Annotated in this window: 10 protein-coding genes; 6 read left to right on the top strand and 4 right to left on the bottom strand. The window is 37.8% G+C overall.

Annotated features, from left to right (window positions below; genetic code table 11):
* Window positions 1-70: 70 nt before the first annotated feature.
* From odhB to KPL75_RS20390, 5 genes are all read left to right on the top strand, one after another.
* Complete coding sequence (gene odhB / locus KPL75_RS20410) at window positions 71-1,327, top strand: 2-oxoglutarate dehydrogenase complex dihydrolipoyllysine-residue succinyltransferase (protein WP_002149727.1); 1,257 nt, start codon at window positions 71-73, stop codon at window positions 1,325-1,327.
* 125 nt (window positions 1,328-1,452) lie between these two features.
* On the top strand, window positions 1,453-3,372 hold the full coding sequence (locus KPL75_RS20405; RefSeq protein ID WP_219917533.1) for a putative thiazole-containing bacteriocin maturation protein: 1,920 nt from the start codon (window positions 1,453-1,455) through the stop codon (window positions 3,370-3,372).
* On the top strand, window positions 3,369-5,318 hold the full coding sequence (locus tag KPL75_RS20400; protein WP_219917532.1) for a TOMM precursor leader peptide-binding protein: 1,950 nt from the start codon (window positions 3,369-3,371) through the stop codon (window positions 5,316-5,318). Before KPL75_RS20405 ends, KPL75_RS20400 begins: the two co-directional genes overlap by 4 nt.
* A gap of 22 nt (window positions 5,319-5,340) precedes the next feature.
* Entirely contained in the window at window positions 5,341-6,903 is a 1,563-nt protein-coding gene (locus KPL75_RS20395) for a SagB family peptide dehydrogenase (RefSeq protein WP_219917531.1), read from the top strand.
* A 92-nt stretch (window positions 6,904-6,995) separates the two neighbouring features.
* A complete protein-coding gene (locus KPL75_RS20390) occupies window positions 6,996-7,586 on the top strand; it encodes a class I SAM-dependent methyltransferase (protein WP_219917530.1) in 591 nt (196 codons plus the stop codon).
* Between the two features lie 31 nt (window positions 7,587-7,617).
* Here KPL75_RS20390 and KPL75_RS20385 read toward each other — a convergent pair whose 3' ends face one another.
* From KPL75_RS20385 to KPL75_RS20375, 3 genes are all read right to left on the bottom strand, one after another.
* A complete protein-coding gene (locus KPL75_RS20385; RefSeq protein WP_219917529.1) occupies window positions 7,618-8,028 on the bottom strand; it encodes a DUF3908 family protein in 411 nt (136 codons plus the stop codon).
* Window positions 8,029-8,279: 251 nt separating this feature from the next.
* A complete protein-coding gene (locus tag KPL75_RS20380; RefSeq protein WP_219917528.1) occupies window positions 8,280-8,768 on the bottom strand; it encodes a GNAT family N-acetyltransferase in 489 nt (162 codons plus the stop codon).
* 99 nt (window positions 8,769-8,867) lie between these two features.
* A complete protein-coding gene (locus KPL75_RS20375; protein ID WP_219917527.1) occupies window positions 8,868-10,202 on the bottom strand; it encodes an FAD-dependent oxidoreductase in 1,335 nt (444 codons plus the stop codon).
* A 199-nt stretch (window positions 10,203-10,401) separates the two neighbouring features.
* Between KPL75_RS20375 and KPL75_RS20370 the strand changes: the two genes are divergently transcribed.
* A complete protein-coding gene (locus tag KPL75_RS20370) occupies window positions 10,402-10,824 on the top strand; it encodes a hypothetical protein (protein WP_002140880.1) in 423 nt (140 codons plus the stop codon).
* A 44-nt stretch (window positions 10,825-10,868) separates the two neighbouring features.
* Here the strand turns inward: KPL75_RS20370 and KPL75_RS20365 are convergent, their stop codons facing one another.
* Window positions 10,869-12,107 (bottom strand): TcaA 3rd/4th domain-containing protein, encoded by a 1,239-nt coding sequence (locus tag KPL75_RS20365; protein WP_219917526.1) that lies wholly within the window; start codon window positions 12,105-12,107, stop codon window positions 10,869-10,871.
* Window positions 12,108-12,117: the final 10 nt, after the last annotated feature.

Genomic DNA, 12,117 nt, shown 5'->3' with positions numbered 1-12,117 from the left:
CAAATGGAGATTACCGAAGATTAAAGAAAACAAAACACACCGTTAGGCAAATAAGGGGAGGACATTTAAAATGATCGAAATTAAAGTACCTGAGCTTGCAGAATCTATTTCAGAAGGAACTATTTCACAATGGCTTATCAACGTAGGCGACAAAGTTGAGAAAGGTGGCAGCGTTGTTGAGCTTGAGACTGACAAAGTCAATGTAGAAATCATTGCAGAAGATTCAGGTATTGTATCGAAGTTACTAGGCGAACCTGGAGATACAGTTGAAGTTGGCGCTACTATCGCAATTTTAGACGCAAACGGCGCAGCAGTTGCAGTAAGTACACCTGCTCCGGCTAATGAGCAACCAAAACAAGAAACTACTGAAGCACCGAAAGCAGCAGCTCCAAGTGCTGAACAAAATAAAGCGTTGCAAGGTTTACCAAATACAAATCGTCCTATCGCATCACCAGCTGCTCGCAAAATGGCTCGCGAATTAGGGATCGACTTAAACGACGTACGTAGCACAGATCCACTTGGACGTGTGAGACCACATGATGTACAAGCTCACGCTGCAGCGCCAAAAGAAGCACCAGCTGCTCCAAAACAAAGTCCGGCTCCAGTTGCAAAAACTGAATTCGAAAAACCAGTTGAGCGTGTGAAAATGTCCCGCCGCCGTCAAACAATTGCAAAACGTCTTGTAGAAGTTCAACAAACATCTGCAATGTTAACTACATTTAACGAAGTTGATATGAGTGCAATCATGGAATTACGTAAAGAACGCAAAGATGCTTTCGAGAAAAAACATGATGTACGTCTTGGCTTTATGTCATTCTTCACAAAAGCAGTTGTTGCAGCATTAAAACAGTTCCCATTATTAAATGCTGAAATTCAAGGCGACGAGCTTATCATTAAAAAATTCTATGATATCGGTATTGCAGTAGCAGCTCCAGATGGATTAGTTGTTCCAGTTGTACGCGATGCTAACCAATTGAACTTCGCTGAAATTGAAAGCGAGATTCGTAATTTAGGTCTGAAAGCACGCGATAATAAACTTTCATTAAAAGAGCTACAAGGTGGTACATTTACGATTACAAACGGTGGCGTGTTCGGTTCTCTAATGTCGACACCAATCCTAAATAGTCCACAAGTAGGTATTCTAGGGATGCATAAAATCCAAGTACGTCCAGTTGCGATCGATAACGAGCGTATGGAAAACCGTCCAATGATGTACCTTGCACTATCTTACGATCACCGTATTGTTGATGGTAAAGAAGCAGTTAGCTTCCTTGTTGCTGTTAAAGATATGCTTGAAGATCCAAAATCATTATTATTAGAAGGTTGATAGATTATTAATCTATTAAAGGCTGTAGAATGAATCATTCTACAGCCTTTTTTCATTATGTTCATACGGGACAAATCACACTACATAGACTAATAATGTATGCCTAAAACGTAAGGGGGATAAACATGAATAACCTTCCAGTTCATGCAAAACTTAAAGCAAATAAGGATACTTTCTTCCTCCCCGATTCAAACGGGGGTGTTTACTTTCGAAATAACTCCAGTTCATTCCGTATGGATGGTGATGGAATTTATGACTGGATTGAGAAATTAATGCCTATGTTTAACGGTAATCATTCTTTGACAGAAATAACCGATGGTCTCCCTCTCCCCTATCAAAATCGTGTACTTGAAATTGGAGAGATTTTATATGAAAATGGTTTCGTTCGTGATGTAAGCCAAGATGCTCCCCACGAATTAAACAGTGCATTACTCGACAGGTATGCTTCGCAAATTGAGTTTTTAGAAGCTGATTCCCATTCAGGCGCGTTAAAATTCGAAACGTACCGCGCAGCAAATGTGCTTATAATTGGTTCTGGCGATATGCTTACTTCACTAGTTTCGTCTTTATTAGAATCTGGTTTACCTACATTTCATTATCTTGTTACAGATCGTGCTGAAACAAACTACGATCGAATTCATGAACTAAGCGAACGTGCATATGCAAATGATAGCAATGTACTTATTCAAGAAATAGATATTACAATTGATCTTCCTTTACATGAAGTATTCGAGCCTTTCGACTGGATTTTATACGTTTCCCAAAATGGAGATATTGAAAGTTTAAGAGCAATCCATACTATTTGTAGAGAGTTTAAGAAAAATTTCATACCAGCTATTTTCTTATCAAGAATTGGTTTAGCTGGACCTGTCGTAACTGCGGACCGTGAAGAATGCTGGGAATCAGCTTGGCATCGTCTACACGAAACTACTTTACAAAGTGAAAATCCATCTGAACCTTTCTCACCAATTACATCTGCAATGTTAGCAAATATTATCGTTTTTGAGTTATTTAAACATGTCGCTGAAGATTCACACAGGCAGCATAATCCTCAATTCTTTTTATTAAACTTGGAAACACTTGAAGGAAAGTGGCACCCTTTCATAAAACATCTTCTCGCAACCGATGAAATCTTTACAATTGATACGGTGCAAAATCTTCAAGAAAACCTTGCCCATCGTTCCGGACAATATACTTCAACTGAACTTTTTCGTTTTTTTGATACGTTAACTTCTAAAGAAGCTGGCATATTCCACATGTGGGATGAACAAGATTTACACCAATTACCTTTATCACAGTGCTATATTCAAGTTGCAAATCCATTATCAGACGGACCTACCTCTCCTCTTCCTACTATAGCTTGCGGTGGATTAACTCATAATGAAGCACGCCGTGAAGCTGGTTTAACAGGAGTTGAAATATATGTAGCTGAAATGATTCATCGTCTTATCCCCGAACATACTGATATCGGTATTGGTGCTGGGGAAACGATGACAGAAGGTGTATACCGAGCACTACAAAAACATTTAAATAATAAGTTATATGAACGCCAATCACATATGCTAGAGGAGATTACAGAGCTTGATTTAACCGAAATTTATGATAAACATTGCAGGTTTTACTACGATGCTCTCTCTACAATTCATGAAATACCTAAAGTAGGAATGAGTAAGGAGTTACTTGGTTTTCCTGTCGTTTGGATCGGTATAAATGATAGATGGTATGGTGCGGCCAATATTAATATAACACTCGCGTTAAGAAATGCTCTGCAACAAGCACTCCTTCATATTCAAAATGAAGAGATTCCTTATAAAGCTAATATGTTACCAGAATCATCCATCGTTTTATATAGTACGGATTCTGTTAGAGTAGCAATACAAGAAGAGGAAGAAATTCCAGGCGTACAGTCTTTACAAGTTGCCTTGCAAAATTTAGCGGAAAACAATTTTTATCCATTCGTTTTTGATTTAGCTATTGAGTCATTTTTAAGAGACAACTTAGACGGTGTATATGGGGTATTAATTGCAAAGGAGGATGACCAATGACTCAAAACATATTACTTATAGGAGATGGCCTACTCACAGAATATGTACATGAGCAATTGTGTAAGCAATATTCACTCATCCGCCAGCATACAATTACAGAAGCTCTCCCTGAAAACATTCATCTTGCTCTCGTCTTACATGACGGGTCTCCTTCTTCCGTACATCATGATGCTGAGCTTATCTTTCGCTCAAATCATATTCCGTGGCTTCGCGCGTTTACTTCGTTTGGTGAAGGTGTTATCGGTCCTTTCGTGAAGCCTTTTACAACTGGATGTTCCCACTGCGCTGATGGACGCCGGTTTATAGCTGGCTTTGATCAAAAAGAAATGTGGGAACTACAACGAAAATATGCATTAAAAGCAGAGAACGTGACGAGGCGTGATGTACGCGCCACCCAAAATGGAATGTTACAAATGTGCCAGCTCATTCATGCTGAAACAGAGAAGATATTAACTAACAAACATTCTTCTATAGACAATGAACTCATTTTACTGGACTTACAAACGTTACAATGTACCCGGCATTCGTTTCTTCCAGACCCTCTCTGTCCGGTATGCAGCAATTTGTCTGACGATACAGCAGATGCAGCGCAAATTTCTTTACAACCAAGTTTGAAAACGAGTACTGAAACGTATCGCTGTCGTTCCATTCATGAGCTAAACACATTTTTAACGAGAGACTATTTAGATTACCGGACTGGTATTTTAAACGGCCAAATGCAACATTCTTTATTACCGTTTGCTGATGTCATTATAAACATGCCATTACTGTTCGGAAATGAAGGTGTCGCGGGCCGAACTCATTCATTCGCACTTAGTGAAGCAACCGCTATTTTAGAAGGATTAGAACGATATTGCGGTATGTCGCCTCGTGGGAAAAAGCCAAATGTGCATGGTAGTTTTCATGAGCTGGAGCATATTGCACTGAATCCCCTCACACTCGGTGTGCATACAAATGAACATTACAATCGTGATAGTTTTCCATTTAAGCCGTTTGATCCTGATTATGAGCAAAACTGGGTATGGGGATACTCTTTATCACAAAGCCAGCCACTTTTAGTTCCAGAATCAATCGCTTATTATAGCCTTGGTCAACGAGATGCTTTCGTATATGAAACATCAAATGGATGTGCGATTGGTGGTAGTTTAGAAGAGGCAATTTTTCACGGCATTTTAGAAATTGTAGAGCGTGACGCCTTTTTGCTCACTTGGTATGCCGAATTACCTCTTCCCCGCCTTGATCTTAGTTCAGCAAATGATACGGAATTACAATTAATGATCCAGCGGTTACACACGATTACCGGGTATGAATTACATGCTTTTAATGCGACGATGGAACATGGTATCCCGGGCCTATGGGTCATTGCAAAAAATACGCGTGAAAATGGAATGAACGTTGTTTGTGCAGGAGGCTCTCATTTAGACCCAATCCGAGCTCTAAAGAGTGCAATTCACGAAATAGCAGGCATGTTACTTATAACAGACGATGAGCTCACACAAAAAAGAGAGCATTATGAAAACTGCTTACAAGATCCTTACCTCGTTAATAACATGGAAGATCATAGTATGCTGTACGGATTGAAAGAAGCGGAAGAACGTCTTCACTTCCTTTTACGTGAAGATGCTCCGGTGCAAACGTTCCAAGAAATGAATGCATTACAATCATTTGATATGGATTTAACATCTGATCTTCATCAACTTTTAAACAGGTTACATCAATCTGGACTTGAAGTAATTGTTGTAGATCAAACGGTCCCCCTTATAGAAAAGAACGGCTTACATTGTGTAAAAGTCATTATTCCAGGCATGTTACCGATGACGTTTGGCCACCATCTCACTCGGGTTACAGGACTGGATAGAGTGTATACCGTACCGATGACACTTGGATATAGGGCTGAGCCTTTAACGAATGAATGTTTAAATCCACACCCGCATCCGTTTCCATAATTCATAGCGAGGGGGAATTTTGATGCAACTGGATACTTTTTTACATCATCTCCATTTTTCTATTAATGAAATTATGTCGTCCGATAAAGAGACTGATTGGGAAGACGCACCACTTCCTTATAAATTATATCGAAATTTACCAGTCATCCCTCTCTCTTTAGAAATCCCATTAAATTTGCGGAATTCTTCTACTAAACCTAACTTAGAGGAAATCGGTCATTATCTTTGGTACTCATTTGGTTTAACACAATTATGTCAGCCTACTACTAACCTAGAAAATAATAAAACAACGACTCTATTTCGAAGATTCATCCCTTCTGGGGGTGCTTTATATCCAAATGAATTATATATGTATTTAAAAATTGATCATTATCCAGACGGCATTTACCATTACGACGCCGCGCATCACCGTCTTATCTTACTTCGCGAAGGAAATTTTGATTCTTATCTTACAGAAGCACTCGGCAATCGTTGCAACATACATTCTTGTTTTGGTGCTGCATTTGTATCCACTATGTTTTGGAAAAACTTCTTTAAATACAATAACTTTTCGTATCGTCTGCAAGGATTAGATAGTGGTGTTCTAATCGGGCAATTGCTTGAATGCGCAAAACAATTCGGTTATACAAATGGTGTGTATTTTCAGTTTCTAGACCGGGCAATGAATCATTTACTTGGACTGTCAGAAGGTGAAGAAAGTGTGTATGCTGTTCTTCCTTTAAGTACAGAACCAAGTGCAGATTGGTTTCACAACAATCATCGTGAAAATAAAACAGTTACTTCTCATGACTTGTTGCAACAAATCCCGCCGTTAATACATGAGCATTTCGTTCGTTCAAAACATGTAGATGACTATCCGATGATAAAAAAAACAAACGCGGCATCTATGGTCGAATCCACCGAATACTTTCAAACGTTAACACATGCAGAAAATTATCAATATAGTTCGCATACTGTGCATCTACCGCAAGCAGAGCGTTTATCATATGATTTCTTACAACTTTGTAAAAAACGATATTCACCTGATTCTGATTTCATTTTAACGAAATGGGATGCAGTCGAGCTCGCTACTCTACTCCAAGAAGCGAGCCTCTCCTTCCCTTATTACAACGACCTTGATGGCAAATATTTAAATAAAAACGCACGAGTCTCATTATATGGATGTTTTTATAACGTAAAAGACATTGAAAACGGTGCTTACGCTTATAACAGTAAAACGCATTCCATACAGCCCATAAGGCACGGAGACCTTCGTTATTCTCTGCAATCCAGTATGACGATGGATAACGTAAACCTTTTTCAAGCACCGCTTTGCTTACATGTAGTCGGAAAGAAAGATTACTATACAAATACATTAGGCTATAGAGGATATCGCATTCACCAAATGGAAGCTGGTATACTCGTTCATAAACTTGTTTCAGCTGCGACCGCTATGGGAATGGGTGGTCATCCTTTACTCAGTTTTGATACAAATTCATGTGATCAATTGTACGGGATTGATGCCAGAAATGAAACTTCACTCATTCAAATTCCGGTTGGGGCGTATCGGGCGCGGAATTGGCTAAAAGGGTCCTTGCATAATTAGAAGCACGCCGATTAATGGTGTGCTTTTTTTGAAGGAGTTAGATTATTAAAAGCGAAATAAATACATATTCTTATATAAAAGGAGAGTTTGAATTGAGTATTTTACAAAGATTAATCAAACAAGCGAAAAATCCTCGCGGGACAATTGGTTCCTCTATGCTTTGCATTATGAATGCTGCGCATACGAGACTAACAAATTGGGCCTTACAAAAAATACATATACGTGAAGATGCAGTTATTTTAGATATTGGTTGTGGGGGTGGTAAAACCATACAGACTCTTTCAAAACGAACTCCCCACGGAAAAATATACGGCATTGACTATTCAGAACAGGCTGTTGAAAACTCAAAGAAAACCAATATGAAGGATGTAAAAACAGAAAAAATAATCATTCATCAGGCAAGCGTGTCCTCTATTCCATACAATACGAACTTCTTCGATCTCATTACTGCCTTTCAAACTCATTACTTTTGGCCCGATTTTGAACACGATATGAAAGAAGTATTTCGCATCTTAAAACTGAACGGATCCTTTTTACTAGTCGCTGAAACTTTCAAAATTCAATATCATATGGATAAATTTAAGACGACCGAAGAATTAGTAAACCTTTTTTATAAGACGGGATTTACAAACGTGAAATGTTATGAAGAAAGAGGGTGCCTTTGCGTAATAGGAAATAAGTAAAAAGGCAGACCCTTCAAGGCCTGCTTTTTTACTAGATTAATTTAAAAATACTCTTAATTTGTCTTGCAAATAACCAATTTTTCGTACCGTAGTTATCATTCAGACTGTCTAAACTGATAGATTTCCCGTTAGCAAACTTTAATTCTAACGTTGTATTTTTATCATTTGTTTTTAAGTTACTATTTGTAATATCATCATACTTTAGTTTTTCAATCTCTATATACTCTTCCTTCTCTTCTCCGATAACGACGTGATCTTGGAAGAAGAACAATACTTCTACTTTCTTACCGAAACAAAATACGTTTTTCGTATAAATTAATGTCGCGTTATCAAGTCCGACACATACTTCTTTCATCTCTTCAACAACGTTACCTAAGTCTTCTTCGTTTCTTGTATTTGATTCAGCAATCCATTCTTCGATTGTGTTCATGTTAATTGCCATACTGTGCCCCCTGATTCGTTCATTGCTCTATTAAAAAATAAATACTATATGACAATATAAGCGAAACGTACTATCTTTTCAAGGGTAAACGGTATATTCACAATAAAGTGAAACTTTAATCAGTGGGGGTTTTCTTCATCCCCCACCTAACTTCTTTGCTTTCGCTGAATTTTGAGATGGGGGTCTTACTGCCCGGCGAATAGCGGGATAAAGTTAAATTTCAAAGTAATATACTAGGAGTACTTATTTCATTATATTTTAAACGTTTGAACGAGGCATTCTTCATCATCAATTATTTGTTTTCGTTCATCAAATTTAATGTTTAGCTCTCTATATACTTTCTTCCAAAACGTAACAGCTGGTACGTTTTTTATAAGTTCGATAACGAAATACTGTCCTCGTTTCTCTTCTAGTAAATTCTCAATAACTTGTTTGCCGATTCCTTTTCCCTTGTATTGATTCAATATGAAAATATCATTAATGCCAAAGTCGTTTTCTTTCTTCAAAAATGGACGTTCCAGTAGTAATAAGAACCCTACAATACTATGATTCATCTTTATAAAATACGGTGTGATTCCATCATTTTTCCAAAGCATGTGCAAATCTTCATATTCAAAAAATCCGTCCGCTCCAATTTTTATGTTAGCAGTAAATTTAGAAAGGTCATGAAGATATAATGCATATAAATTACGTAATATTTCTTTTTCTGATTCTTGAACTCTTTGAAGTGCTACAACCATTTAAAATAATCCCCTCCCCTATATGTAACTATTCCCCAGCCCTTTTATTCGACAAAAATGATGATTCCCCTTTAACAAAAAAATAGCACTTAAAAAGTGCTATTCCGCTCGCCTTGCTGCTTGTTGAATTGGATCCCAAACGCTGTTATATGGTGGTGCGTAACTTAAATCAACATCTTCTAAATCGTGAATGCTCATTTTATTGAAAAGTGCCACTGCGATAACATCAATACGTTTATCTACACCTTCTTCTCCAATTACTTGTCCGCCTAATAATTGTTTCGTATCGGCGTGATATAGTAATTTCAAGTGAAGTGGCAAAGCACTCGGGTAATAGCCCGCCATATTTGTTGAATCTACTTTGACCGTCTTATACGGGATGTTTAGCCCTTTCGCTTCTTTTTCATTTAAACCTGTTCTTGCGAGCGTCAGATTCATAAATTTAATAATGCCTGTGCCGAGAGTGCCTTTAAACGCTCTTCGTTTATCAACCATATTGAGTCCGGCAAGTCGCCCTTGTTTATTAGCAGTCGTTCCGAGCGGGATGTGATCATGAATTTCCTTTATAACATGGTAATGTGTTGCACAATCACCAGCAGCGTATACGTCTTTCACATTCGTTTGCATATAAGCATTTACTTCAATTGCACCTTTATGATTTTGGCGTATATTTGTCCCCGCAAGAAAATCAGTATTTGGCTGTACACCGACAGATACTAAAACGAGATCTGTTTTATACGTCCCTTTATCCGTCTCCAGTTGTTCTACTCTTTCTTTTCCTTTAAACGCTTTTACATTCTCATTCGTTAAAATTTCAATATTATGTTTGTCTGCTTCTTTATGTATATATTCCGCCATATCGGCATCATAAATTGTGCCAATATGATCGTTTCGCTCAATCATTCTTACTTTCTTTCCTAGCTCTACAAATGTTTCTGCCATCTCCAGACCAATTGCACCGCCGCCAATAATCGTTACGTGCTCAACGCTATTTGTTTGTAGCGTGTCTACTATACGCTCAGCATCCGGAATTGTTTTTAAAAGATGAACACCTTGTAAATCTTTACCTTCCCAATCCGGCATAACAGGGCGTACACCAGTCGCAATTAATAAACGGTCATATGAAAATTCAAATACATCTTTTGTCTTCGTATGCTCTGCATACACAATTTTCTTTTCCGTATCTACTTTCGTTACTTCATGACGCACTTTCGCATCAATCCCATATTTATCACGAAACGTCTTTACATCGCGTGCAATTAACTTTTCAGTAGAGGCGATAACACCACTAATCACATACGGTAATCCGCACTGAGCGTATGAATAGATTTCACCTTTTTCTAACGTTACAACATTTGCAGTTTCATCGTTTCTAACAATTTGCATTGCTGCACTCATACCAGCGGCATCCCCGCCAATAATGACATAGTTCACTTTACCACTCCTTCTTTTTTACATACTCTTTACGATTTCCATATTTTATAAAAATAACACCTACTTCCATTGTAAAGAAAGAGAATTTCATCTACAAATTTGGTGCACAAGACTATGCGTTAATAGGTAATCGTCGTGTCTTATAAACAAGATATTTAATATGCTATAACAGTAACTATTGAAAGTAGGTGAAACATACATGTGCGCCGGCCTTCTCGTCCAGCTTCCAGAGGAACCGATAGAACCGAGACCCGCCCTCCCGCTTGAACAAGAGTTTACCGTTAGTGTAACTTTATACAGTGCACGTGCTTGGTTATCTGATAATGACACTTTCTCACAAACTATTTGGAAATCGACTCGCTTTGCTTCTGCCTCACACGCTCGCAAATCCATCTTCCCAGTTGGTACTGTTAAAATTGTGAACTTTTCTGAGGATACAATAACGGTTACTATATCATCAGAATCAGATGATGCACTCAAAATAGTCGTTCCCCCTCGTTCTGAAGCTGCTTTAACGTCTAGTTCTTTATCTGATGTGCAAGCAAGTACATCAGGAGGAGCAAGTAAAGTCACATTCCTCTTTCACATCTTTTTCTCAAGGGATCCTGGTCCAGCTAAATAATCATAGAAAAGGTACAGTTATGTACTGTACCTTTTTCACGCACTCTATTCTCTTGATTTGATCAGTTCAACATTATAAGCTTCAATATCCGTTAACGTTCCTGTAAAATACGGATTTTCTCTGTACCAAGACTGTTTTAAAAAATATGCTTGCATATCTTTCGTTTGAAAAATATGTCCATGTCTTGCGTATATTTCATTTCTAGCAATTTTCAATTGTTCTTTCGTTAAATATGTTAAGTCCGCACCCGTTAATTTTCGAATATCACTATCAGGGAAGATGAAACCGTTATATACATACCCAGTCGTAGGCGGCGGAGTAGCATTGTAAACAACTGTTTTTTCTACACTTTTCTTTTGAAATGGGAGATTATAAGCCGAGAGTGCCGTTACCGTTTCTATCTTTGTCGTTTCCCTTCCACCTTCTCCATTTCGCTCTAAATAAATCGCCGCACTTCCATCAGTCGCTACCGGTCCCCACGTAATTTCTTCTCCGGTCAATGTTGTAACTGGCTTTTGATTCACATATAATGTCGCACCAGGCGCATTTGTTTGAACTGTAATATATTTCCCTTGCAACGTTAAATCTATCGTTACATTATTTTGACTATGTTTCATAAGTACAACCTTTTCCTCACGTGATAGTTTTACATAGTCATTTTTATATTCTGCTTGAAATACTTGATTTCCTGGGAGAAACGGTCCATATTGCTTCTCAAACTTTTTATCATTTGTTTTATCAATTTCTTTTCCATTCATTTTTAAAAATGTACCTTTTTCATTTGTAAGCAAAGTCGTATAATACGTCTTCGCTTTCAATTTATACCGATCAAATAAAAAGAAATGTTTCCCGTCTTTCGTTAAAGAAAAATCTGCTCTTTCTATTCCATCCCCTTGTTTTTCACTTTGCCTCAAATATTCTTTCAATTCATTCACGTAAGATGGATTTTCTTTTATATATGAAAATAGAGGCGTTAAACTCTCTCTCGTTACAATAACTGCTGGGTCATCTGCCGTTATGATCTCAGCTAATTTCTCCCCGTCCCTCTCTTGTAAAACAGTAATAATTCTCTCTACTTGCGATGAATGTGAGTAATATGAAGATCCATACGCATATAATCCGCCCAATACTATAATAAAAAATGTTAAAATTGTAATTCCAATTATTGTCCCTTTGCTTATTTTCTGCTTCTTTACTACAGGATTCCCCCTCTTCGTCCCGCAGCTTTGACAAAATTGCACTCCATCTTCATACTGTGCTCCGCACTTTGTGCATACATTCATCCATTCAACC

Origin of the sequence: Bacillus sp. NP247 (assembly GCF_018966865.1) — a bacterium.
In the GTDB taxonomy this organism is placed as follows: domain Bacteria; phylum Bacillota; class Bacilli; order Bacillales; family Bacillaceae_G; genus Bacillus_A.
Note: the sequence above shows the minus strand (reverse complement) of the source record. Positions and strands in the feature narration are given on the sequence as shown.

Bases quoted from the DNA above. Each gene is read 5' to 3' on its own strand.
- odhB (WP_002149727.1), top strand. From the start codon at position 71: ATGATCGAAATTAAAGTACCTGAGCTTGCAGAATCTATTTCAGAAGGA.
- KPL75_RS20385 (WP_219917529.1), bottom strand. From the start codon at position 8,028: ATGGCAATTAACATGAACACAATCGAAGAATGGATTGCTGAATCAAAT.
- KPL75_RS20405 (WP_219917533.1), top strand. From the start codon at position 1,453: ATGAATAACCTTCCAGTTCATGCAAAACTTAAAGCAAATAAGGATACT.
- KPL75_RS20365 (WP_219917526.1), bottom strand. From the start codon at position 12,107: ATGAATGTATGCACAAAGTGCGGAGCACAGTATGAAGATGGAGTGCAA.
- KPL75_RS20395 (WP_219917531.1), top strand. From the start codon at position 5,341: ATGCAACTGGATACTTTTTTACATCATCTCCATTTTTCTATTAATGAA.
- KPL75_RS20380 (WP_219917528.1), bottom strand. From the start codon at position 8,768: ATGGTTGTAGCACTTCAAAGAGTTCAAGAATCAGAAAAAGAAATATTA.
- KPL75_RS20370 (WP_002140880.1), top strand. From the start codon at position 10,402: ATGTGCGCCGGCCTTCTCGTCCAGCTTCCAGAGGAACCGATAGAACCG.
- KPL75_RS20400 (WP_219917532.1), top strand. From the start codon at position 3,369: ATGACTCAAAACATATTACTTATAGGAGATGGCCTACTCACAGAATAT.